Origin of the sequence: Streptomyces sp. R41, assembly GCF_041053055.1 — a bacterium.
GTDB lineage: Bacteria > Actinomycetota > Actinomycetes > Streptomycetales > Streptomycetaceae > Streptomyces.
The window spans coordinates 9332954-9357303 of sequence record NZ_CP163443.1 but is presented as its reverse complement, the minus strand read 5'-3'; the positions used below and the strand labels follow the sequence as shown (position 1 = coordinate 9357303).

General features: G+C 69.8%; 17 protein-coding genes. 5 read left to right on the top strand and 12 right to left on the bottom strand.

The features are described from left to right. Positions 1-3: 3 nt before the first annotated feature. Positions 4-1293 (bottom strand): ABC transporter substrate-binding protein, encoded by a 1290-nt coding sequence (locus AB5J53_RS42525; protein WP_369250923.1) that lies wholly within the window; start codon positions 1291-1293, stop codon positions 4-6. Between the two features lie 220 nt (positions 1294-1513). On the opposite strand from AB5J53_RS42525, the gene AB5J53_RS42520 reads away from it, so the two are divergent. Further along, a complete protein-coding gene (locus AB5J53_RS42520; RefSeq protein WP_369250922.1) occupies positions 1514-2557 on the top strand; it encodes a LacI family DNA-binding transcriptional regulator in 1044 nt (347 codons plus the stop codon). Positions 2558-2670: 113 nt separating this feature from the next. On the opposite strand, the gene AB5J53_RS42515 is transcribed toward AB5J53_RS42520, so the two are convergent. Genes AB5J53_RS42515 through AB5J53_RS42505 form a run of 3 tightly spaced genes read right to left on the bottom strand, consistent with a single transcriptional unit; the run spans position 2671 to position 8477 of the window. After that, on the bottom strand, positions 2671-4242 hold the full coding sequence (locus tag AB5J53_RS42515) for an alpha-L-fucosidase (protein WP_369250921.1): 1572 nt from the start codon (positions 4240-4242) through the stop codon (positions 2671-2673). A 19-nt stretch (positions 4243-4261) separates the two neighbouring features. Then, positions 4262-6115, bottom strand: coding sequence for a family 20 glycosylhydrolase (locus tag AB5J53_RS42510; protein ID WP_369250920.1), 1854 nt, complete (start codon positions 6113-6115; stop codon positions 4262-4264). Beyond that, a complete protein-coding gene (locus AB5J53_RS42505) occupies positions 6108-8477 on the bottom strand; it encodes an alpha-L-fucosidase (protein WP_369250919.1) in 2370 nt (789 codons plus the stop codon). Before AB5J53_RS42505 ends, AB5J53_RS42510 begins: the two co-directional genes overlap by 8 nt. Before the next feature lie 301 nt (positions 8478-8778). Between AB5J53_RS42505 and AB5J53_RS42500 the strand changes: the two genes are divergently transcribed. Beyond that, complete coding sequence (locus AB5J53_RS42500) at positions 8779-10119, top strand: amidase (RefSeq protein WP_369250918.1); 1341 nt, start codon at positions 8779-8781, stop codon at positions 10117-10119. Between the two features lies 1 nt (position 10120). Here AB5J53_RS42500 and AB5J53_RS42495 read toward each other — a convergent pair whose 3' ends face one another. Together AB5J53_RS42495 and AB5J53_RS42490 are read right to left on the bottom strand one after the other, a co-directional pair. After that, positions 10121-10603 carry an N-acetyltransferase family protein gene (locus AB5J53_RS42495; RefSeq protein ID WP_369250917.1) on the bottom strand — a complete coding sequence of 161 codons (483 nt, stop codon included), beginning with the start codon at positions 10601-10603 and terminating at the stop codon, positions 10121-10123. A gap of 80 nt (positions 10604-10683) precedes the next feature. Further along, positions 10684-10860: a hypothetical protein gene (locus tag AB5J53_RS42490; RefSeq protein ID WP_369250916.1), complete on the bottom strand. Its 177-nt coding sequence runs from the start codon at positions 10858-10860 to the stop codon at positions 10684-10686. Positions 10861-11281: 421 nt separating this feature from the next. Between AB5J53_RS42490 and AB5J53_RS42485 the strand changes: the two genes are divergently transcribed. From AB5J53_RS42485 to AB5J53_RS42475, 3 genes are all read left to right on the top strand, one after another. Continuing rightward, positions 11282-12439 carry a permease gene (locus AB5J53_RS42485; RefSeq protein ID WP_369252823.1) on the top strand — a complete coding sequence of 386 codons (1158 nt, stop codon included), beginning with the start codon at positions 11282-11284 and terminating at the stop codon, positions 12437-12439. Between the two features lie 96 nt (positions 12440-12535). Further along, the gene (locus tag AB5J53_RS42480) at positions 12536-13090 is read left to right on the top strand and encodes an inositol oxygenase family protein (RefSeq protein ID WP_369250915.1); all 555 of its coding nucleotides are present in this window, start codon (positions 12536-12538) and stop codon (positions 13088-13090) included. 106 nt (positions 13091-13196) lie between these two features. Then, a complete protein-coding gene (locus tag AB5J53_RS42475) occupies positions 13197-14003 on the top strand; it encodes an SDR family oxidoreductase (RefSeq protein ID WP_369250914.1) in 807 nt (268 codons plus the stop codon). A 439-nt stretch (positions 14004-14442) separates the two neighbouring features. Here AB5J53_RS42475 and AB5J53_RS42470 read toward each other — a convergent pair whose 3' ends face one another. The 6 genes from AB5J53_RS42470 to glgC form a co-directional block, all read right to left on the bottom strand. Beyond that, positions 14443-14676, bottom strand: a complete 234-nt coding sequence (locus AB5J53_RS42470; protein ID WP_369250913.1) for a hypothetical protein — start codon at positions 14674-14676, stop codon at positions 14443-14445. Positions 14677-14750: 74 nt separating this feature from the next. Beyond that, on the bottom strand, positions 14751-16271 hold the full coding sequence (locus AB5J53_RS42465; protein WP_369250912.1) for an SDR family NAD(P)-dependent oxidoreductase: 1521 nt from the start codon (positions 16269-16271) through the stop codon (positions 14751-14753). Between the two features lie 134 nt (positions 16272-16405). Next, a complete protein-coding gene (locus AB5J53_RS42460; RefSeq protein WP_369250911.1) occupies positions 16406-17734 on the bottom strand; it encodes a wax ester/triacylglycerol synthase family O-acyltransferase in 1329 nt (442 codons plus the stop codon). Positions 17735-17942: 208 nt separating this feature from the next. Next, positions 17943-20273 (bottom strand): GH92 family glycosyl hydrolase, encoded by a 2331-nt coding sequence (locus AB5J53_RS42455; protein WP_369250910.1) that lies wholly within the window; start codon positions 20271-20273, stop codon positions 17943-17945. 53 nt (positions 20274-20326) lie between these two features. Then, positions 20327-22927, bottom strand: coding sequence for a PA14 domain-containing protein (locus tag AB5J53_RS42450; RefSeq protein ID WP_369250909.1), 2601 nt, complete (start codon positions 22925-22927; stop codon positions 20327-20329). A gap of 175 nt (positions 22928-23102) precedes the next feature. After that, positions 23103-24323, bottom strand: a complete 1221-nt coding sequence (glgC, locus tag AB5J53_RS42445) for a glucose-1-phosphate adenylyltransferase (RefSeq protein WP_369250908.1) — start codon at positions 24321-24323, stop codon at positions 23103-23105. Positions 24324-24350 lie beyond the last annotated feature (27 nt).

Sequence of the window (24350 nt, the reverse complement as noted above, 5' to 3'; positions counted from 1 at the left end):
GGTTCAGCCCTGCTGCTGGAGCAGCCGGTCGCAGGCCTTGACAGCGTTGTCAAGTGCCGCCTTGGGGCTCTCCTTGCCCTGCAGCGCCTTGGCGACCTCGTTGCGCAGCGCGGTCTTCATCTGCTCGCTGAACAGGACCGGTGTGTAATTCACCGCGTTCTTCAGGGACTTGGCGGCCGCGATCCGCACCCGCGTCTCGTCCGTCCCGTCCTCCTTGGTGAAGTACGGGTCGTCGAGCGATCCTGCGGTGCTCGGGAAGATCGCCACCTTCTTGGCGAACGACATCTGGTTCTGCGCGTCGGTGACGTAGTGCGCGAAGGCGACCGCGGCCGGCGTGTGCTTGGTGCGCGAGTTGACCATCACGCCCATCACGTACATGTTCACCTTGCCGGTGCTGGTGATCTGGTCCGTGATGCCGATGTTCTTGTACAGGTTCGGCGCCTGCTTCTTGAAGTTGCCGAGGTCCAGGGCGCTGCCCGGGTTCATGGCGACGGCCTCGGTGAGGAACTTCTTGCCCGAGGACTCCGGAGTCGCGGTCAGTGCCTGCGGGTCGAGTGCCTTGGCGTCGTACAACTCCTTGTACTTGGTGAGGAGTTCGACCCCCTTGGCGTCGTTGAAGGCGAAGCCGTCGCCTGCCTTGTTCATCAGCTCGACGCCGTAACGGCCGAAGTCCTCGATGGTCGGCACGTTGGCGAGTGTCGCGACCTTGCCCTTGCTCTTCTCGGCCAGCTGCAGGGCGTCGGTGAAGAGTTCGTCGTACGTCGTCGGCGGCTTGGAGGCGTCGAGTCCGGCCTTCTTGAAGAGCGACTTGTTGTAGAAGAGCGGGCCGGTGTTGAGGTACCAGGGGAAGGCGTACGTCCCTGTCATGCCCGGGATCTGGTGGCTGGCCCAGGCGCCGTCCAGATACTCCTTCTTGTACTTCGCGGCGGACTTGTCGAGGTCGAGCGCGAGGCCCGCCTTGGCCAGCGGCGCGACCAGGTCCGGGGAGACGTTGACGACGTCGGGCAGGGTGCCGCCCGCCGCGTCCGCGCTGATCTTGTCGGCGTAGCCCTCGGCGGGCTGGTCGATCCACTTCACATGGGTGCCGGGGTACTTCTTCTCGAAGTCGGCGATCACGCCCTCGAAGTACGGCTTGAAGTTGGCCCTCAGGTTCCAGGTCTGGAAGGTGATGTCGCCCTCGACCTTGCCGGAGGCGTCCGTCGAGCCGCCGCCGTCGTCACCGGAGCCGCAGGCGCTCAGCGGCAGGACGAGGGCGACGGCGGCGGCGACAAGTGCTCTGCGGGGTATGGGCACGGTGACACGGCTCCCTTGCGGCGTCGGCGGGTGGTGGCGCCAGCGACCTTGCCCGCCGCGCTCGCGGAAAGTCAATGGATTCGTTCCAGCTAAATGAATCCGCACAGCATTAGTGCAGGTCAGAGCCGCACACAAGGGACTTGCAGACGATGACTAATGCGCTTTAGGGTTCTACCACTCAAGCGCATTAGTGCTCAGCTCGGAGAATTGGGGAGCCAACGTGCCAGCCAAGCGGTCTCCCGCACGCCGGCCGACGATGAAGGACATCGCGCGGCGCGCCGGGGTCTCCGAGAGCGCGGTCTCCTTCGCGCTCAACGACCGGCCCGGGGTCTCCGAGGTCACCCGCGACCGGGTCCGCCGGGTCGCCGAGCAGCTGGGCTGGCGGCCCAGTACGGCGGCCCGCCAGCTGTCCGGCGAGGGAGCGGCCACGGTCGGCCTGGTCGTCGCGCGCCCCGCCGACACGCTCGGCGTGGACTCGTTCTTCCTCCAGCTGATCTCCGGCATCCAGGAAGTGCTGGCGGAGCGTCACCTCGGCCTGCTCTTCCAGGTGGTCGAGGACGTGGACGCCGAGTGCGCGGTCTACCGTCGTTGGTGGGCCGAGCACCGCGTGGACGGGGTGATGGTCGTGGACCCGCGCGTCGACGATCCGCGTCCGGATCTCCTGGACGAACTGGGTCTGCCGGCCGTGGTCACCGGCGGCACGCCGGACGCCCGGCATCCCGGCCTGTCCGTCGTCTGGGCGGACGACGCCGGCGCGATGGCCGCGGTCGTGGACGAGCTGTACGCGCTCGGCCACCGCCGGATCGTGCACATCGCGGGCCTGCCGGGCCTCGCCCACACCGAGCGCCGGATCCGCACCCTGCGCGCGGAGGCCGAGCGGCGTGGTCTGGCCGAGGTGCGCTCGGTGCCGACCGACTACTCGGACGCCGAGGGCGCAGCCGTCACGCGCCGCGTCCTGGAGAGCGGCACACCGCCGACCGCGCTGGTCTACGACAACGACGTGATGGCCGTCGCCGGGGTCGCCGCCGCGACGGAGCTGGGCTTCTCCGTGCCGGGCGATGTGTCCGTCGTGGCCTGGGAGGACTCCGCCCTGTGCCGCATGGTCAAGCCCTGGCTGTCCGCACTCTCCCGCGACACCGTGGAGTTCGGCCGCACGGCGGCGCGGGAGCTGATCGCACTGCTGGACGGCGGCCCGGCGCGGACGGTGCAGGTGCCGGTGCCGCGGTTGATCGAGCGGGACAGCACGGGGCCCTGCGGGGCGTAACGAGAGTGGGGGTGGACGTCGTAACCGACGTCCACCCCCACGGCGGCGCTCGGCGCCGCCCGCCCCGGTATTTCCTACCGGCGCCGCCCGCCCCGGTTTTTCCTCCTGGGGCGTCAGACCCGCGAGCGGTAGAGCCCGAACTCCGCGATCCGCGCCGTGCTTCGGGTCTGCGTCACCCGAAGCCGCCACCGCCTCGCCCGCACAGGCGCCGGCAGCAGCAGGATCCGGCTCGCCCCGACCGTGCCGGTCTCGGCCACCCGTGTCCAGGCGCCGCGGCTATAGGCCTCGACGACGAAGCCCTCGACCTGCTGTCCGTGCCGGATGTCCTCCGCGAGCCGTATCCGGTCCACCTCCCGTTCGGTGCCGAGGTCGACGGTGAAGACGGTCGAGGAGGCCCTGACCAGACGGCCGTGTGCGAGATCCTCCGGTAGCTCCCGGTCGACGCGTTCGCGGAACTCCCGCAGCCGCGCCACATCGGCGGCGGGCAGCAACCCCTGGGTGTCCGGAGGAATGTTGAGCAGCAGCACCGAGTTGCGACCGACCGACCGGAAGTAGATGTCGGTCAACTGCTCGACATTCTTGGGCTGTTGGTCGGGGTGGTAGAACCAGCCGTCCCGGATGGACACATCGCACTCGGCCGGCCACCACTGCAGATAGTCGGCCACCGGGCGGGCAGCGACCAGCGCGTCGCGGCTCCCCTCGTCGGGCGCGTCGTAGGCCAGTGCGTAGTCCGTCCGCCCGTAGTCCTTCTCCTTGACGGGTACGACACTCCACTCGTCCTCACGGGCCAGGCCGCCCTCGTTGCCGACCCAGCGCACATCGGGCCCCGACACGGCGATCGAGGCGTCCGGGGCCAGGGCCCGCACCAGCGCGTACCAGCTGTCCCAGTCGTACTTCTCCACCTTGTCGGGGGGAATCCGGCCCTGGGCTCCGTCGAACCACACCTCGTCGATGGGCCCGTACTCGGTGAGCACCTCGTGGAGCTGATTGAGCATGCGGGCGCCGTAATCGGTGGCCTGCAGCGTGAAGGACCGCTGGTCCGTGCGGTTGTCCCCCTCGACGGGCGTGGGGATGGTCCGCTCGGAGCGCGCGCTCCCGTTGGCGTACACGCCGTGCAGGTACTGGTTCTCGTCGGCCGGTGAGATGTAGACGCCGACCTTGATGCCGTAGCGGCGCATCGAGTCGGCGAACGAGCGCAGGACGTCTCCCTGCCCGCCACTCCAACTGCTCGCCGCCACCGAGTGGTTGGTGTAGCGGGACGGGTAGAGCACGAAACCGTCGTGGTGCTTGACGGTGAGGATCGCCAGCTTGAAACCGCCGTCGCGCAAGGCGCGCGCCCACTGGTCGGTGTCGAGGCCGACGGGCTGGAAGACGTCGGGATCCTCGTCACCGGTCCCCCACTCCAGACCGGTGAAGGTGTTCACGCCGAAGTGCAGGAAGGCGGTGCGCTCCAGGCGCTGCCAGGCAATCTGCCGTGCGGTGGGGCGGACTCGGGAGGCCTTGCGGACCAGTTCCTCCTGGGTGTCGTCGGGGCTGACGGGGATGCGGTAGTCCGGTTCCTCCGCGAGGCCGGATGCGGCCGGCGCCGGCGGGCGGCCGTCGGACGCGGCGAGCGCGGTGGACGTACTGACGGACGCGGCGACGGTGGCGGCCGCCGTGACGAAGAGGCGTCTGGAGAGGGCCATGCGGGTGGATCTCCTCCGGTCAGGATGGGGTCAACTTCCACAGGGTGGGCCGCTGCTGGTCGGGCGGATACTGGACGAGACGACCGTCGTCGGCCGCGTGCACCGCCATCCGGGTGATCGCGTTGACGAGCCGGTAGCCACGCTCCGCGCGCTGCAACTCCCAGCGCTGCAGGGTGTCCGAGGCCGCGCAGACCTCCTCGGTCACGGAACTACCGGGCTCCAGCGGAACGTTGAGCGTGAGCTTGCCGCTGCGGGTCTCAAGGCAGCGGCCGCTCGCGACGGACTTCAAGGTCACGTAGCCGTCCGGAGTCCGCCGCACCTGGAAGCGGGTGCTCACGCTCCCGCTGCTGAAGGTGTACGTCCCGTCGTCCACCGGCACCCGGGTCAGGTCTCGCCGGCCGGGTGCGTGTCCCACGGCCGCGCCCCGGGCGGTGAAGTCCGCGTAGGTGGGGTCGGGGTGCGGCGACCCCCAGGTCGCCTGGGCGATGTGCCGCAGCGCTGGGGTCAGGGCGGTCTCGACCTCGTTCTCGGTCTCGCCGCGCCCGTTGTCGGGCCAGAGACTGATCTTCGCCCCGGTGACGCCGTCGCGCGAGGCGAGCTTCTCGCCCTCGAAGCTGCGCGGGTCCCAACTCTGGTCGTACAGGGCCTTCGTGTCCGAGTGGAAGCCGCCACGTACGAGGTAGAGGGAGTAGGCCGCGTTCATCAACGGGTGACCCTGGGCGATGAGTCGGCTGGGTTTCGTGGTCACGTTCAGCCAGTGCTCGACGGTGGTGCCGACCGCGACCGGTACGGTGTTGGCGCCGGTCAGACCGTCGTTCCAGATGCGCAGCTTCTCGCCCTTGCTCTGCGCGTGGGCGTGGACGCGGTTGACGAAGTCGATGAACGCGTCCTGGGGCGTGGCATTCGCCCCGTACCTCGCCTGGGCGTACTGGAGGATCTGGGGGTACTTGGCGAAGTCTGAGCCGAGCATGTATTCATCGGCACCCATGTGCCAGGAGTCGGCCTTGAACACCTGCGCGTACTCGTCGATGAGGCTCGTGTAGTAGGCGAAGGCCTCCGGCTCGGTGATGTCGAGGCGGGCGGGCTGCTTGTTGCCGTCGGAGTCGGTCAGCTGCAGATCCGGCCGGTTCTCGATCCAAGGGTCCATATGCCCTGGTGAGTTGATCTCCGGGATGATCTCGACGTGGTACTTCTCGCCCAGGGCGACGAGTCGTCGTATCTCGTCCTTGGTGTAGTAGCCCCAGGTGTTGGCCTCGGGGTGGGCGTCGCTCTTCACCTTGAGTTCGAGCAGCAGCTGGTTGAGCTTGTGGTACGCCATGTCGCGTACGAGGTTCTCCAGCCAGGCCGTCGAGATGTGGATGTAGCAGGCGCAGACGCCGACACCGCGCTCCTTGTACTGGGGCACGTCGACCGTGTGTCCGGCGGGCACGCGGTCGCTCTGGGCGAGGAATTGGAGGAGGGTGCGGGTGCCGTAGAAGGCGCCGGTGCCGGTGGCGCCCGTCACCAACAGACGTCGGCCCGCGCTCAGTTCGTATCCCTCGGCGCCCAGTTTCGCCGCCGACGGATCGACGTCGATCACCACGTCGCCGGTGCGGGCACCCCCGCGCACGACGGGAACCGTGCCGTGCCCGGCCGCACGCAGATCGTCGGCGAGGGTGCCGGCGACCTCCAGCGCGGTCTTGTCCCGCGCGACGATACGGGAGTCTCGGCCGAAGAGGTAACTTCCCTGCTCCGCCTCCCAGTTGGACAGGGCCGGGACCGTGCTGGGCGCGGGTGTCCGAGCCTGTGCCGCCGCCGGGAGCGGCGCAGCGAACAGCAGCAGAGCCGCCGCGACACCCACCAGCCGGGACCATCTGCCACGCATGTCAGACATTCCACTCCACCTTGAACACCCACACGTACTGGCCGGCCTTGCGGGCCGCCTCCGGTACGTCGATCACCAGCGAGCCGTTGCTCACCGTCCAGGTCAGCGGCCGGTCGTGGCCCAGCATCGTGACCTTGTCCCCGCTGCGGATCGGCACCGGCGCCTCGACGGTCAGCTTGGCGCCGGGCGTGGTCAGCGAGTGGATGTAGAAGGCCTTGTTCTGCCGGACGGTGAACCGCAGGTCCTCGCCGAGCTGGGCCATGCGCGACCAGTAGGTCGTGTCGTAGATCGCCTCGCCGTTGGTCTTCAGCCACCGGCCGGTCTCCCGCAGCCGGGTCTGCATGATCTCCGGAATGGTGCCGTCGGCGCGCGGACCGATGTCCAGCAGGAAGTTGCCGTTCTTCGACACGATGTCGACCAGGCTGCGGACGACCTCCTCGGCGGTCATGTACTCGGCGTCGGGCGTCGCCTGGTTGTAGCCGTAGCTGAACGGGTCGAGGCCCCGGCTGGACTCCCACTTCGCGACGACGGTGTTCTCGTACGTCGTGTACTCGGGCGTCGTGAAGTCGTGGAAGCCGATGCCGGACCGGTTGTTGACGGTCACCTCGTACGGCTGCGGCCGGTTCTTGCCGTGGTTGAAGTACTCGGCGAGCACATGGACGCTGTCGTTCACCCCGCCGATGTCGCACCACAGGACGGACGGGTCGTAGCCGTGGATCAGCTCCAGCATCTGCGGAGCCTGATAGTCCTTCACATAGTCCTTGCCCGCGGTGTATCCGATGTACGGGACGGGCTCCAGGGTGTACGGATTGCGCGGCGCGTGGCCCATCCACGGGTTGTCGGGGTTGAACCACTCCGGCATGGAGAAGTACAGCCCGCGGTGCAGCTCGGGGGTGAACTGCTTGGAGGCGTCGAAGAGTTCACGGATCAGGTCCCGCTTCGGGCCCATCTTCACGGCGTTGCGATCGGCGACCTTGGTGTCCCAGAGGGCGAAACCCTCGTGGTGTTTCGAGGTCAGCACGTGGTACTGGGCTCCCGCGTCCCGGAACAGCTCCACCCACGCCCGTGGGTCGAAGTTCTTCGCCGTGAACATCGGGATGAAGTCGTCGTAGGCGAAGTTCTCCCCGTACTTCTCCCGGTGGTAGGCGTACACCGCGTTGTCCGGGCTCTGCATGTGGTTCCAGTACCACTCGGCGTATTGCTTGCCGACCGGTGACCAGGCGGGCACGGAGTAGACGCCCCAGTGGATGAAGATGCCGAACTTGGCGCGGTGGAACCAGTACGGGGCTTGATGCCCGGAGAGGGACTCCTCGGTCGGCAGGTAGTCGGGGATTCCCAGGGTCAACTTGCGACTGCTGGACGTGACCTGCCCTCCGCGCCCGCTGACGACCACCTTGCCGTCCTGTGCGGTGCCGGGTGCCGTGCCGCCGCGGTTGCGGATGCCGATACGGACGCGGGCCTGCTCGCCCGGGTCGAGGCGGGTCACCGGCGCGGGCTCGACGGTGCGGGCGCCCGGCACGTCGACGCCGACCGACACACGGTCACCGGCGACGACGGCGACCGTGCCCGCGTTGACGACGGTGGCCTCGACGCTCTGGGCGCCGCTCGACTCCAGCAGCGAGAAGGTCGAGTGGGCGTCGCGCAGGGCCAGTGCCCGTCCCTGGGCGGCCGGTTGGAGGGACAAGGCGAAGACGTGCAGAGACGTCTTGTTCTCCTCGGCCGGATTGGTGACCGGCAGGGTCAGGGCGACCGCGTCACGCTGCGGGTCGATCCAGACCTCCGCCGTGCCGATGCCGACGCTGTGCTCGTCCTTGGTGCCGTCCGGCTTGTAGCGGTACGGGGCCGAGAGCGAGCCGCCCGCCGAGTACCAGTCCGCGCCGCCCAGCCCGGCACTGGTCGTCGAGCCGTCGGCGTAGTGGACGGTGGCCTTGCCGGAGGCGTTGCCGTAACTGCCCGCCGTGAGGAACAGGGCCGAAAGGTAACGGCCCTTGGGCAGGTCGATGCGCTGCCCCATGGCCACCAGGTTGTTCTTGGCGCCCGCGGCGGACGAGGGGAAGAGGAAGGAAATCCCGTCGACCTCCACTCGTCCGGCGGGGAGTTCCTCGCCCGGGAACGTGTAACCCGAGCCGTCGAAGTTCCCGCCGCGCGCCGCGGCGGTGTCGATGCCGTCGTTGTCGACGTAGGCATCGAGGGGCACGGGTATCGGGTCGGGGACGGGCACCCACGGGCCCTGCTGCTCTCCGGCGGCGCCGGCCTCCGCTCCGGCTGTGGCCCCGGCCCGCGCTTCGGCCGGGGCGGCGAGGGGAAGAGTGGCCGCGACGGCGGCTCCGGCCGCGGCTCCCAGTACCTGACGTCTTGGATGCATACTCATGAGCGGCTCCCATTCATCGGAGGTCTGATGATTGAGCGGCCGTGAAACGCTGTCAATGGGGCCTGCAGCCACAGAAGTTGAGCCAGTGATCGGATGATCTCCCGCTCTGGGGAGATACCGGGCACCCCCCGCACGAAAGTCCAAGAGGATCGCACCGAATGTCCAAGGCGGCCGGCTCTCGACGCGGCACCCCACGCCCGGGCAGAGTGCTCCCCGTACTACTCACGAGTACGACCGCGTACGGCCACAAGTACGCCCGAGTACGACCACGAGTACCACCGAGTTACGACAAGGAGCGCCCGTGACCACCTGGGTCGGCCGGACCGCCGCCGAGATCGCCGCAGCCGTACGCGAGAAGAGGGTCACGCCCCGCGAAGTGGTGGCCGAACACCTCGCGCGGATCGAGCGGCTCGACGGCCGCGTCGGTGCCTTCCGCACCCTGCGGGCGGAGGCGGCCCTCGCGGAGGCCGACGAGCTGGCCGCGAAGGATCTGGGCGAACTCTCCCTCGCGGGCGTGCCCGTGGCGGTCAAGGACAACCTGCCGGTGCGCGGCGAGTCGAACCGCAACGGCTCCGCCGCGACCCCTGACACGCCCGCCGATCACGACCACGTGACCGTGGCCCGGCTGCGCGCGGCGGGCGCCGTGGTCGTGGGCCTCACCAACGTGCCCGAGCTCTGCGTCTTCGGCACCACGGACGGCGTGCACGGCATCGCCCGCAACCCGTGGGACCTGACCCGCACGGCGGGCGGTTCGTCGGGAGGCAGCGCGGCCGCGGTCGCCGCCGGGATGGTGCCGATCGCGCTCGGCAACGACGGGATGGGCTCGCTGCGCATCCCGGCCGCCAACTGCGGTCTCGTCACCCTGAAGCCGGGCCACGGCGTGGTGCCCGCCGGGATCGGTCACGGCGACTGGTTCGGCATGTCGGAGAACGGTCCGCTGGCGACCACGGTCGAGGATGCGCGGCTGATGTTCTCGGTCCTCGCGGACACCGAGGTGACAGGCCCCTCGGAGACCGTCACCCGTAAGGTCGCCCTCTCCGTGCGCAGCCCGCTGGCCGGCGTGAGCGTCAGCCGTTCGTATACGACCGCCGCCCGGGAGGCGGCCGGGCTGCTGGCCGGGGCGGGCCATCGGGTGCGGCCCGCCGAGCCGCCGTACCCGCTCTGGCTGAGCACCACCTCACTCGCGTACTGGACGGCGGGCACCGCGGTGGACGCCGAGGACCTCGACCCGCGCCGGCTCACCCGGCGCACCCGTGTGCACGCCGCCGTCGGTCGCCGCTTCGTGGCCGGCGTCCGCAAGGGCGAGCGCCGCGAGCAGCTGCGGGGGCGCCTGGAGCCGTTCTTCGCGGAGCACGACGTGCTGCTCACCCCGGCGCTCGCCCGGCGCGGGCCCGCCGCCGCGGCGTGGCACGAGCGGGGCTGGCTGCGCAACCTGGTGGCCAACACGAACTACTCGCCTCTGACCCCGCCGTGGAACCTGACCGGCTGGCCCGCGATGTCGGTGCCGTTCGGGACGCTGCCGAGCGGCGCCCCGTGCGCCGTACAGCTCGTCGGCCGCCCGGGCTCCGAGTCGGTTCTCCTGGAAGTGGCGGGACAGCTGGAGGAGCTGCGACCGTGGCGGCGTACGGCTCCGCTGGAGTGAGCTACAGCGCCCGGTACATGATGTGCAGCCCCACCAGCCCGTGCCGTGCGTGCTCGTACGCGTCCGGCACGGTGCCCAGGATCGTGAAGCCGAGCGACGTCCACAGCGTCACGGCCGGGTTCGTCTCCACGACGGCGTTGAACACCATGCCCCGGTAGCCGTCGGCCTTCGCCGTGGCGAGGATGTGTTCGGCCAGCGCACGGCCGATGCCCTGTCCGGACCGGTCCGGGTCGACCATGAATCCGGCGTTGGCGATCCGGGCGGCGGGACCGCCGTAGTTCGGGGTGACGTAGGCGGAGCCGACGACCGCTCCACCGTCGTCCTCTACGACGTACACCCGCTTGCCCGGGCCCATCCACAGGGCGCGGGCGGCTTCCTCGGAGGTGTCCGGGTCCCAGGCGTAGGTCTCGCGGGCGGCGACGATCCGGTGCCAGAAAGGCCAGATCCGCGGCCAGTCGTCGGCCGCGGCTTCTCTGATCAGCATGGACGTGAGTCTGACACGCCCATGCTGTCAGCGATCGCGATGGGTCCTACCGGGGGTCGATCGCGATGATTCCTACTCGGTCAGTCGACGCTGGGCAGGATGTGGGGCTCGGCGAGGTCGTCCTCGTAGCCCGCGAGACGGATCGGGGCGGACCTGGCCCACACGTCCAGGCTGCCGAGCTCCTTCTCGGGCCCATGGCCCGCACGCTCCGTGCGTTCCTTGGGGCGTTGATCGCGATTCGTCTTCTCCGGTGTCACCGCGCACTCCTTATGTGTCGGGTCACCCTCGGGACATACAGGGCCGGTCTGCTCCAGTCTCCTGACGCCCGCTCGGGTGTGAGTCGAAGGCAGTTAGGGACGCGGTGGCGCCGGTAACTCGTATGAGAGCAGGCCGTGGTGACCGGCTTGTCCCGGGACGGACCGTGGGTGTGGGTGGAACCCAGAAAAGCTGTCCGTCTGGTACAGGGTAACCAAATGAGCGGGTGCCCGCTCGATGGGGCTGAAAACAAAAGGTTACTGTCGCGCGTCACTCAGCGCCCATCAGGCCCCGATCTGCGGCGATTTGAAACACGATGCCCTCTTCGATGCCACCCATTCGGCTCAATAGCGACTGTGGCCAGGGTCACTGAACTGCCGACGGGTCATGCCTGATCCCACCGACCGGGAGAAAGTCGAACCGATGGACGCGATCCTGCACGCACTGTCCCTGACGGGATCGATGACCTGGGAGATCACCTGGGCACTGATCCTCGGCTTCGGCCTGTCCGCCGTCGTCCGGGCGGTGGTGCGGCGGGCGACGGTGGTACGGCTGCTCGGCGACGACCGCCCCCGGACGCTCGCGCTTGCCGCCGGGCTCGGGGCGGCGTCCTCGTCCTGCTCGTACGCGGCCGTCGCGCTCGCGCGCTCACTGTTCCGCAAGGGCGCGGACTTCACTGCGGCTATGGCGTTCGAGATCGCCTCGACCAACCTGGTGGTCGAACTCGGCGTGATCCTCGCCCTGTTGATGGGCTGGCAGTTCACGCTCGCGGAATTCGTCGGCGGACCGGTCATGATCGTGCTGCTGGCCGTGCTCTTCCGGCTCTTCCTGCGCGAGCGGCTGCTGCGGCAGGCCCGGGAGCAGGCGGAGCGTGGGATCGCCGGGTCCATGGAAGGGCATGCGGCCATGGACATGTCGATCCAAGGGGAAGGGTCGTTCCTGCGGCGGCTGCTGTCCGGCGACGGCTTCACCTCGGTCTCGCACGTCTTCGTCATGGAGTGGGCGGCGATCCTGCGGGACCTGGTGATCGGTCTGCTGATCGCGGGCGCGATCGCGGCCTGGGTGCCCGACGCGTTCTGGAGCTCGCTCTTCCTGGACGGGCATCCGCTCGCCGCGAAGCTGATCGGCCCCCTCGTCGGACCGCTGGTGGCGATCGCCTCGTTCGTCTGCTCCATCGGGAACGTGCCGCTGGCCGTGGTCCTCTGGAAGGGCGGCATCAGCTTCGGCGGCGTGGTCGCGTTCATCTTCGCCGACCTGCTGATCCTGCCGATCCTGAACATCTACCGGAAGTACTACGGGCCGCGCATGACCGCCTTCCTGCTGGTCACCTTCTACACGGCCATCGTGCTCGCCGGATACCTCGTGGAGTTCGTCTTCGGCGGCCTCGGGCTCGTCCCCGACCAGGCCGACGCGAAGATCCCCATGGAGGGCGTCGCCTGGAATTACACGACCTGGCTGAACATCGCCTTCCTGCTGGTGGCGGCCGCTCTGGTGTGGCGATTCCTGCGTACGGGAGGGCTCGCCATGCTGCGGATGATGGGCGGGGCGCCGGAAGCGGCGGGCCGGCACGCCCGGCACTGAACACCGGTGTGCAGTTCAGGTCCCGTTGGCCGATTCGCAAGGCGGCCATGATCTGCTGACGCCTGGCAACGGCTTTTCTCGCGGGAGGACTGACGCATGGAGCTGCGCAGCGTCGAGGAGCTGATGGATCTGCTGCACGCCTGCCGGGGCGCATGGGACACCCCGGACCGCTCGGGCGACCCGGTCGATCTGCACGATCACGCACTGCAGACCGCCGCGCTGCTGCGCCGCGGTCATCCCAGCGACAAGGAACTCCAGGTGGCGGGCCTGGTGCACGACATAGGACATCTGCTCAGGCCGGGCGACGACGCGGGACACGCCGACCACGCGGCCGACGCGGTACGTCCTCTGCTCGGCGAACGGGTCTCCCGCCTCGTACGGCTGCACGTGGCGGCGAAGCGCTATCTGGCGACCACGTCGCCGGGCCGCGGACTGTCCCCGCAGAGCACCCTGACCCTGACCGTGCAGGGCGGCGCCATGACACCTCGGGAGGCGGCCGCGTTCGAGCACGATCCGCTCGCCGAGGACGCGGTGACCCTGCGGCAGGCCGATGACGCGGGCAAGGTCGTCGGCCTCGACGCCGGGGTCATGGAGGACTGGCGCACGGTGCTTGAGCTGGTGGCGGCGCAGCACTCGCGGCTGGGGGCTTGACCGAAGGCTTTCACGGCGCCGGGGACGTCGGCATTCACGGCCGAGGGCTGTCGGCATTCACGGGTGAGGGCTGTCGGCTGACGGCCCGTCATGAGACCGTACGCGGATGACGTCGCCGTACGGGCTCGAAGGCAGGGCCGCCATCGTCACCGGGGCCTCGCGCGGGATCGGCCTCGCCGTCGCCGCCGCGCTCACCGAGGCCGGAGCGCGCGTGTGCGTGACCGCTCGGGACCCCGACGAGGTGGCCCGGGCCGCCGAGCGGCTCGGCGGCATCGGGCTCGCGGGGTCGGTCGCCGAGCCCGCGCATCTGTGGGAGCTGACCGAGCTGGCGCTGCGGGAGTTCGGACGCATCGACGTCGTGGTGAACAACGCGGCGACCAACCAGCCGTACGGTCCGCTGATGGACGCGGACCCGGACCGCTGGCGCGAGGCGTTCACGGTCAACGTCGAGGCACCGCTGCGGCTGGTGCAGTGCGCGTGGCGGGCGTGGATGAGCGAACACGGCGGCGCGGTGGTGAACGTCTGCACCGAGGGTGCCGGGCACGTCGGGCCGCAGGTGGGCGCCTACGGCACCAGCAAAGCCGCCCTGCTGCACCTGACCCAGCAGCTCGCGGGCGAGCTGGCCCCGAAGGTGCGGGTCAACTCCGTCTCCCCCGGTCTCGTCCGCACCGAGATGGCCCGCTTCGTGTGGGAGCACTCCGAGGACGAGCTGGGCGCCGGACTGCCCCTGGGCCGCATCGGGCGGCCCGAGGACATCGCCCGGGCCGTGACATGGCTGGCCTCGGACGCGGCCGAGTGGATCACCGGCGCCGATCTTCTGGTCGACGGGGGTACACGCGTCAGAGCCGCGCACACCGCCTCCCGCGGCCACTCCGTACACGAACGCCTACGGGCACGGGCTCCGGACGCCTAGAGGCCCCGCCGGCTCCGCTGGACGACGCCTGAGACCTCGCCGCCCCCGGGGAGCCACGTCCACAGACACCGCCGGCCCCGCGGGACGACATCCAGGAGCCCCGACTCCGCAGGACAAAGACTGAGCCCGCGGGTTGAATGGTCACCATGGGTGTTCGGCGGCAGGCGAGACATCACAGTGAGCGACCAGCAGAACGGCGCTGACGGCGGTCGCGGTGACCTCCCGGCGCTCCACGGACCGCGCAGCCTCGGGATCCGCCACGGCTGGGCGCCCACCGCCTCGGTTCACCCGGACCGGGCACGCGACATGGGAGTGGATCAGCGGCGATCTGCTGGTGGACGGCGGGACACAGGTCGGACGGCGTACTCGGGCGGTACGCCGTCCACGACCGTCTGCGGTCATACGCACCACCTCACTCATGACGGTGGCCCGGTATCCCTCACGGGAACAGAGCGATCCCTACCAGGATCAGCAGGCAGATGCCGGCGACGAGTGCGACCGTGGCCCAGGTCCCCCGGTGCTTCACGGGAACCGTGCCCCCGCCTCCGCGGGGCCGGTCCTCAGGCAGCACGGGGTGGGCCGGGCGGCCGCTCGCGTAGAACTCTTCGTCGGTCGGGTAGCGGTTGCGCGGATCCTCGAAGGCCCGCGGATCGATGTCGTGTGAACTGGCCATGGGAACTCCCGGCGCGGTACTCACCAGGGTCCGGGCTCCCTACGGGCGCCGGGCCGCGCGTCACGGCCGGCGGATCACCACTTGCCGGGCGCGTAGTCCTTGAGGAAGACGCCGTAGAGGTCCTCACCCTGCTCGCCTCGCACAATCGGATCGTATACCCGGGCCGCGCCGTCGATAAGGTCGAGCGGGGCGTGGAAGCCCGCGTCGGCGAGGCGCATCTTGTCGGGGTGCGGGCGCTCGTCGGTGATCCAGCCGGTGTCGACGGCGGTCATCAGGATGCGGTCCTTCTCGAACATCTCCTGCGCGCTGGTGCGCGTGAGCATGTTCAGGGCGGCCTTGGCCATGTTGGTGTGGGGGTGGCCCGCGCCCTTGTAGCCGCGGTTGAAGACGCCCTCCATCGCGGAGACGTTCACGATGTACGTGCGCTTGGCGTCGGCGGCCGCCATGGCCGCGCGCAGGCGGCTGATGAGGATGAAGGGCGCCGTCGAGTTGCAGAGCTGGACCTCCAGGAGCTCGACCGGCGTGACCTCATCCACCGACTGGATCCAGCTGTTGGTGTCGTGCAGGTCGGGGACGAGCCCGCCCGCGTCGATGGCCGTACCGGCCGCGATCCGCTCCAGGGATGCTGAGCCGGACACCAGGGCGAGGTCGGTGACGTCCTGCGCGGTGAGCGCGCCGCCCCCGGCGACCGGGAGCGCGGCGACGGCGCCGGAGCCGAAGGTGCCGATCACCTCGGCGGGCGGCAGCTCACCCGCGGGCAGCGGGCCGGCCTCGGCGGCGAGCAGCTCACTGTAGGCGCCCGGGGAGCGGCGGACGGTCTGGGCCGCGTTGTTGATCAGGATGTCGAGCGGGCCCTCGGCGGCGACCGAGTCGGCGAGCGCGACGACCTGCGCGGGGTCACGCAGGTCGATGCCGACGATCTTCAGCCGGCCGATCCACTCGTCGCTGTCGGGCATGGCCTTGAAACGGCGGATCGCGTCGTTCGGGAAGCGCGTGGTGATCGTCGTGTGCGCGCCGTCGCGCAGCAGCCGAAGCGCGATGTACATACCGATCTTGGCCCGGCCGCCGGTGAGCAGCGCGCGCTTGCCGGTGAGGTCGGCGCGGGCGTCGCGGCGGGCACGGTTCTCGGCGGCGCAGTTCTGGCAGAGCTGGTGGTAGAAGTAGTCGACCTCGACGTACCGCGCCTTGCAGATGTAGCAGGAGCGCGGGCGCTGGAGTATCCCCGCGATCTCGCCGGCCTCGGTCACGGACGAGGGCAGGATGCCCTCCGTCTCGTCGTCGATGCGCTGCGCGGAGCCGGTCGCCGTGGCCTCCGTGACCGCCTTGTCGTGGGCGGTCTTGGCGGCCCGGCGCTCCTGGCGGCGGCGCTGCTTGACCGTGCGGTAGACGCCCGCGGTGGCGCGGCGCACCGCGATGGCGTCGGGGTGGTCGACCTCGATCTTCTCGAGTTCGTCGAGCACGCTGAGGCAGACGGCCAGCCGCTCGGGGTCGATACCGGGCCCATAGACCTCTGCCGTGTCGACGGAGGAAGTCGCCCGGTCGTCCTCTGCCGTGTCCACGGCGAGAGCCGCCTGGCCGTCCTCTGTCACCGTCATCGTCGTCGCCGTTCCTCGGGTTGTGCGCCGCGTTCGAACCGCGCTCGCTTTCGAAGGCGGAATTTTACGGAGCAATGGTGCGCGGCACCAAACCCGAGATGATCAACGGCCCTGAGGAACCGCAGGCGGTGACCTCAGGAACCGCAGGCGGCGATCAGTGTCTCCACCTCCTCGGACAGCGCACGGGCCAGCCGATGGAGGTCCGGCACGGCCTCGGCATCGGCGACGAGGCCGTAGTGGACGCGCCCGCGGTACGTCGAGACGGCCACCGCCAGCGCCTGCCCACGGGCCAGCGGGGCGAACGGATAGACCTCGGCGAGCGGGCAGCCGCCGAGCTTCAGGCCGAGGCTGGGCAGCGGCACGCTGGTGACGAGGATGTCGAACAGCAGCCGGGCCGCCTGGCCGACGACGGGCCCGCCGAACCGGTGCCCGAGCGGCGGCACATGGTCGGCGAGCAGCGCCACGGCGCCCGCTCCCCTGTTGGGCCCCGCGTCCTTGTTGCGGTCCATCGCCGTACGCACCGTGCGCAGCCGTCCGAGCGGGTCCGGGTCGTCGACGGGAAGCCGTATCAGGTACCCGGAGAGCCGGTTGCCCTGTGGGTGCGCGGTGCGCGGGCGGCGCTTGGAGACGGGGATCAGGGCGCGCGGCGCGACCCCCTCGCTGCCGTCGCCGCGTTCGTCGAGCCAGCGGCGCAGGGCGCCCGCGACGACGGCGATCAGGACGTCGTTGACGGTGCCGCCCACGGACTTGCGGACGCGGTGCACCTCATCGAGGTCCAGGATCACGCCCGCGGTGCGCCGGGTGCCGGTGGGCTGCGAGGTGAGGGCGGGCGAGGACCGTACGCCCAGGGTCGCGCGGGCGACGGAGGTGCCGATGTCGAGGGCGCGGCCCACGTCGGAGAGGGTGCCGCGGACCAGGCCCGGCAGCTTGCGCACATCCGGGAAGAGCCCCCGGGGCGGCTCCGCCGGGCGCGGGCGGGGCTCCGGCATGTCCATCGGGTCCATGATGGCGGCGGCGAGCATCAGCGCCCGCAGCCCGTCGGCCAGCGCGTGGTGGAACTTGAAGAGCACGGCGAAGGACACGCCGTCCTCGCCGGGCAGGACATGCGCCTCCCAGGGCGGCCGGCCGCGCTCCAGAGGGCGTTCCATCAGCCGGCCCGCCACCGCGTGGAAGTCCGCGGTCGGCGCGTGCAGCCGGACATGGTCGAGCGGCTCGAAATCGGGTGCGGGCTCGCGGGTCGCACTCCCGAAGGCGAGCGGGGCCAGTGGCTCCCACACGTCACGGATCCGCATGCGCAGCCCCGGCACCGCGGCCGCGCGGGCCGCGAGCAGATCGGCGGCGTGCGCGCCCGCCGTGGGCGAGTGGGCCACGAAGACGCCGAGGGCGCCCAGGTGCATGGGGTGCTGGGCGGACTCGATGTTCCAGAACGCCAGGTCGAGTGGTGCGAGGAGGTCAGAAGTCAAAGGCTTGCTCTCGCGTCGACGGTGGGTGGGCAAGCAGTCAACCTCCGAGAAGCGATTACGGTCAAGTACGATCAAGCTACGCACAGTTAACAGCAGATTAAGTCCCGCCCCTCGTGGGAGGGGCGGGGCTCGTGTGCCTCAAGAGGTGCCTGAGGCGCGGCTGATGTGCGTCCGAGGTGCGTCAGAGTATGACCGCAGCTGTCCGCGGTCAGTTCAGGACGGGCGGCGCGGCCGCTGCGGAAGTCCCCCATTCGGACGGCTCGGCGCCGACCGTGAAGGAGAGCGAGCGCAGACCTCGCAGCGCTTCGGTCGTCAGATACGTACGGCCGTACGAAGTTCCGTCCACCCGGGCGGACTGGATGTACCGGTCGCTGTCCGAGGTGCCCGGCGCCGTCACCGTCAGAGCGCCGCGCGGGTAGTAGCGACGGTCGAGCGTCAGGTCGACCCGCTCGAAGACCGGCGTCGACAGGCCCCACGTGTCGTAACCGGGCTGGACCGGGAAGATCCCGATGGACGAGAGCACGTTCCAGGCCGACATCGTGCCCAGGTCGTCGTTACCGGTCATTCCGGTCGGCGCGTCCGTGAACAGCGTCAACGCGGCATGCACCACATCGGTCGTCTTCCACGGCTGACCGGTCGAGAGGTAGGTGTACGGGGCGATCAGGTCGGGCTCGTTCTGCGGGTTGTACTTGTCCGCGTTGTAGTAGTCGTACGGGCCGTTGACCCACACCTCACGGGCGGTCTTCGCCGGGTCCTTGACGAGCTGCTCGTACGCGAAGAACGAGTCGAGCCGGTCGTTGGCCGTCTGTTTGCCGCCGATCAGGTCGACCATGCCCGGCAGGTCCTGCGGCACGAGCCACTGGTACTGCCAGGACGTGCCCTCGTGGAAGCCCTCGCTCCGGGCCGGATCCGCCGGTCCGGTGAAGGCGCCGGCGGCGTCCCGCGCACGGAAGAACCCGGTCGAACTGTCGTAGATCTTACGGTAGTTCCGGGCCCGTGCGGCATAGCGCGCGGCGTCCGCGTCATGGCCCAGGTCCCGCGCCATCGCGCCGAGCATCGCGTCCGACAGGGCGTACTCCAGCGTCGCGGACGCGCCGTGGTCGTAGTCCGAATCGCCGGGCTTCGCGTGCGGGCGGCCCTTGATGTAGGGCGCGAAGCCGTTCGCGATGTACTCCTTGTTGGCCTCGCGGCCCACGGCGGGCGAGTCGGCGGGCGGCACCCCGTCGGCGTTCTTCTTCAGGGCGCGGTAGGCCCTCTCCTCGTACCCCTTGAGCAGACCCTGCTGATAGGCGTTGGTGAGGAACGGGGTGACCGGGTCGCCGGTCATGATGTTCGTCTCGACCGTGCCGTAGCCCCACTTGGGCAGCCAGCCGCTCTCCTCGTCGATCTTGATCACGGAGATCGCCATGTCCCGCGCCTCGCGCGGCGCGAGCAGGGCCAGGAGCTGCGACTGGGTGCGGTAGGTGTCCCACAGCGACCAGTTCTGGTAGTACGTGAAGCCCTGGGCGCGATGGATCTTCTGGTCCCAGCCGGTGTAGCGGCCGTCGGCGTCACTGCCGATGTTGGGGGCCAGGAAGGACCGGTAGAGCGACGAGTAGAACGTGCGGCGCAGGGTGTCGCTGCCGCCCTGTGCCCGTACGTCGTCGAGCCGGTCCTCCCACGCGCTGCGGGCCGCGCCGCGGACGGAGTCGAACGAACGGCCGCCCTCGGAGCGGAGGTTGACGGCCGCGCCGCCGGCATCCACGTACGACAGGGCGGTGGTCGCCTCGACCGTACGGTCCTTGGTGGTGTCGAAGCGGACGAAGGCGCCATTGCGTCCTGTGCTCACCGACTCCTTGGAGCCCTCGGTGACGGTGTCGCCGTTCCAGGTGCCCGAGGTCGTGAACGGACGGTCGAAGCGCGTGATCGTGTACACCGTGTACGGCTTCGTGGCCTGGCAGAAGCCGCTGCCGGTGATCGCCGTGCGCACGGTCCGGCTGTCGAGGATCTCGACCTTGGTGGAGAGGGTCTTGTGCAGCGACTGGCCGGCGTTCAGCAGGACATTGGCCTTGTCCGTGGCGGGGAAGGTGTAGCGCTGCACGCCGGTGCGCTCGGTGGCCGTCAGCTCGGCGTCGATGCCGGTCTTCAGGCCGACCTTGTAGTAGCCGGGGCTCGCCTTCTCGGAGTCGTGGCCGAACTCGGCCTCGTACTGGGCGTAGTCCGTCCGGGTGATGTCACCGACCGTCGGCAGCACGGGCAGGTCGCCGCCCAGGCCGCAGCCGACGCCCGACAGATGGACGAGGGAGAAGCCGCGGATGTGGTTCTGGGAGTAGTCGTAGCCGGTGTTGTGGCCGGTGTCCGGGGAGAACTGCACCATGCCGAAGGGCACGGCGGCGCCGGGATAGGTGTTGCCTTCGTTCTCCGCTCCGATGAACGGGTTGACCAGATCGGTGAGTCGACCGTCGCGCGGCTCGGCGGCCTGTGCGGAGGGCAGGGCGAACAGCGCGGACGCTGTCACCAGCCCGGCCGTGCACAGGCGCAGGCGCCGGGTCCATCTCATGCGGGAGACCTCCGGGAATTCGACATCGTTGTCCTCATGGTCGGGGCGGGGCGTCAGGTTCCCTGGCAGCCTGCCGGGATCGCCTGGGAGGCGTCGTGGATCAGCGCGTCGTGCGCGGCCTTGAGCCGCCGCACATCCGGCTTCACGACCTTGCGGTCATAGGTCAGGAGCCCGTTGAGCTCGCCCTCCACGTCCGAGATCTGGGTGTAGACGGCGCCGTTGCTCCCCCGGCAGACGAGGGCGCGCACCTCGGCGAGGCGGGCCAGATAGTCGTCGGTGTACGTCGCCGGGTCGACATCCACGTACGACTGCTGCACCGACCAGGCGTGCCCGGGCACGGCGAGCCCGAGGCCGCCGTACTCGCCGCTGACGAGCGCGCGTCTCCCGTCGGGGTGAGGCGGCAGCGCCGGGCTCGGATAGCCGTGCTCGTCCATGATGTCGCCGGTGCCGCCGTCCACCCCGAGGTTGAGGCCCGACATGCCGTTGACGAGCCGGGTCGGGTCCCACGCCTTGGCCTGCTCGGCGATCCGGGCCTCGTCGTACTGGCCCCAGCCCTCGTTGAACGTCACCCACATGACCACCGACGGGCTGCTGATGTGCTCGTCGATCATCTGCTTCATCTCGCGCTCGTACTCGGCGCGGGAGGCGGCGCTCGGGTCCACCCCGGCGGTCATCGCGGGCATGTCCTGCCAGACCAGCAGCCCGAGCCGGTCCGCCCAGTAGAACCAGCGGTCGGGCTCCACCTTGATGTGCTTGCGCACCGCGTTGAAGCCCATCTCCTTGTGCATCCGCAGGTCGTACGCGAGGGCCTCGTCGGTCGGCGCCGTGTGGAGGCCGTCGGGCCAGAAGCCCTGGTCGAGCGTGGCCATCATGAAGACCGGCTTGCCGTTGAGGACCGTGCGCGGGGTGCCATCGACCTTCTCGACGGCGATCGAGCGCATCCCGAAGTAGCTGCCGACACGGTCGGCGCCGACCGTCACCCTGAGGTCGTAGAGGAAGGGGTCGTCCGGAGACCACAGGCGCGGCTCGGCGAGCTTCAGAGTCAGCGGCTGTCCGGTGCGACCGGTCGCGGTGGCGACCTTCCGTCCCCCGTCGTACGCCGACGCCGTGACCGGCATTCCGTCGCGGACGCCCCTGGTTTCTATGCGCAGTTGGCCTGCCTCGACGTCCGGCGTGAGCTTGAGCGAGTCCACGTGGTCGGTGGCGACTGGCTCCATCCACACCGTCTGCCAGATGCCGGAGGAGGGGGTGTACCAGATGCCGCTCGGGTCGAGGCGCTGTTTGCCGACGGGCGGGTTCTCCCCGCTCGCCGCGTCGGTGGGGTCGTACACACCGACGATCAGTTCCTGGGTGCGGCCGGGCTTCAGCGCGTCGGTGATGTCGGCGCTGAACTTGTCGTAGCCGCCCTGGTGTTCGGCGACCCTGGTCCCGTTGACGTACACCTCGGCCTGCCAGTCGACGGCGCCGAAGTTGAGCTGGAGCCGCTTGCCCGAGCCGATCCGCCAGTCGGCCGGGACGGTGAAGGTGCGGCGGTACCACATGCGGTCCTCGTGCCGTTCGATGCCGGAGAGTTGGGACTCCACGGGGTACGGGACGAGGATGCGCTCGCCGAGCGTCCTCCCGACGGGGGGTTGCTCACCGGCGGTCGCCGCCGCGAACTGCCAGCGCCCGTTGAGGTTCCGCCAGGCGTCGCGGGTCAGTTGGGGCCTCGGGTACTCGGGGTGGGCGTTGTCGGGAGAGACCTCGTCGGCCCACTTGGTGCGGAGTTCATATGTCGACCGGTTGGGCCCGCTGCTCCAGAACGCGCCGATCGTGCGCGACCCGTCGCTCAGGCCGCCGGCGCCGTCGTAGCGCAGGTCGGCCATGCCGCGGGCCGTGCCCGTCTTGTTGCCGACGACCGGCTCCTTGAGGCCGATCAGCAGGGACTTGGGGTCGGCGGGGTCCACCCTGGCCTCTCCCAGGGGCCACTTGGCGCCGCCGATGACCGCCTGGATGTGATCGGTGAGCTTGGCGGGCGGTGCGGAGAGCGGGCGGGCGAAGTCGAGTTGGAGGGTACGGCCGTCGGCGCGGACCGTGGTCGCGAGGGCGCCGTCGTAGTCGTAACCGTCGGGCAGGCGGAACGCGGACTGCGGGACGGCCACTTTGCTGCCGCCCGGCTCGGTCCAGCGCAGATGGAGGTTGGAGCCGCCGTAGTGCTCGAAGTACTCGAGCTTGAAGTCGTAGGCGTGACCTGCCGTCAGATCGACGGGCTCGGCGGTCTGTTCCCGGTCCCAGTCGTCGACCCAGTGGTCGATGACGATCCTGCCGTCGATCCAGAGGCGGAAGCCGTTGTCACCGATGATCGAGAAGGTGGTGGGACCGGTCTTCTCGGGCACGATCTTCCCGGTCCAGCGGACGCTGACATCGTTGTCCTGGCCTGTGGCGAAGCTCAGTCGGGGTTCCAGGTTGTCGAAGTCGAGGTTCGGGTCGAAGCCGGTGGCTTTCAGCTCGTGGAAGTCGAAGGCACCGGGGGCGGACTGGGTGTAGTACTCACCCTTCAGACCGTGGATCTCCACGGGGTCGTCGGCGACGGCGGGCGCCGCGGTGAGGCCCCCGATGCCGAGTGCTGCGGCGAACAGTAACGCGAGTCGGTCTCTGAGTCGTCTGATGCGCACGGATCCTCCTCGTCGAGGACGGGTGTGGCGGCTCTTGCTCAGGCGGTACAACGTTGTCATCAACGGCAGTTGGCATGACAACACGGGTTCCACCTTCTGTCCAGGCACATGACAAACCAGGGGCATGGCGACGGCCCCGGTGGCCGAAGCGCCCACCGAGGCCGTCGCCACCGGTCTACGAAACGAGCTGCCCCTTGCCCAGGGCGATCACCCCGCCCTTGGACACCGTGTAAAGCTCCGCGTCCCGCGAGGGGTTGACGCCGATCGTCGCGCCCGGCGGCACCTCGACGTTCTTGTCCAGGACCGCGCCGCGCACGACCGCGCCCCGCCCTATGTGGACGTTGTCGTGCAGGACCGAGCCCTGGACGACGGCTCCCGGGTCGACGACAACGCCCGGTGAGAGCACGGACCTTGTGACCTGCCCGCGGATCAGGCAGCCCGCGCTGATGATGGACTCGCTGGCGATGCCACCGGCGTTGAATCTCGCCGGCGACAGCTGCCCGGAGTGGGTGTAGATGGGCCAGCTGCGGTTGTAGAGGTTGAAGGCCGGGCGCTCGGCGATCAGGTCCATGTGGGCGTCGTAGTACGCGTCGAGGGTTCCGACGTCGCGCCAGTAGCCCTGGTCGCGGGTGGTCTCGCCGGGTACGTGGTTGTCGCTGAAGTCGTAGAGCTGCGCCTCGCCCCGGTCGGTGAGCATGGGCAGGATCGAACCGCCCATGTCGTGCACGGAGCGCTCGTCCTCGGCGTCCCGCTGGAGCGCCTCCACCAGGGCCTTGGTGGTGAAGATGTAGTTGCCCATCGAGGCGAAGACGCACTCGGGGTCGTCCGGCAGACCGGGCGGGTCGGCGGGCTTCTCCAGGAAGCCCTGCACGGTCTGGCCGTCCGAGCCGGGGCTGATGACCCCGAAGGAGGAGGACTCGGCGCGCGGCACGCGTATCCCGGCCACCGTGACGCCCGCGCCGCCCTCGATGTGCTGGGCGAGCATCTGCCGCGGGTCCATCCGGTAGACGTGGTCGGCGCCGAACACCGCGATGTACTCGGGCCGTTCGTCGTACACGAGGTTCAGCGACTGCAGGATCGCGTCGGCACTGCCCAGGTACCAGCGCGGGCCGAGCCGCTGCTGGGCCGGGACGGGAGTGACGTAGTTGCCGAGCAGGCTCGACATCCGCCAGGTCGTGGTCACATGCCGGTCCAAGGAGTGCGACTTGTACTGCGTCAGGACGCAGACGCGCAGGATGTCGGCGTTGACGAGGTTGGAGAGTACGAAGTCGACGAGGCGGTATGTACCGCCGAAGGTGACCGCGGGTTTCGCGCGGTCCGCGGTGAGGGGCATCAGACGCTTGCCCTCTCCACCCGCAAGTACGATTCCCAGCACCGAAGGTCCACCGCTGCGCATGCCGCCGCCCCTCTACGCCCGGTCGAG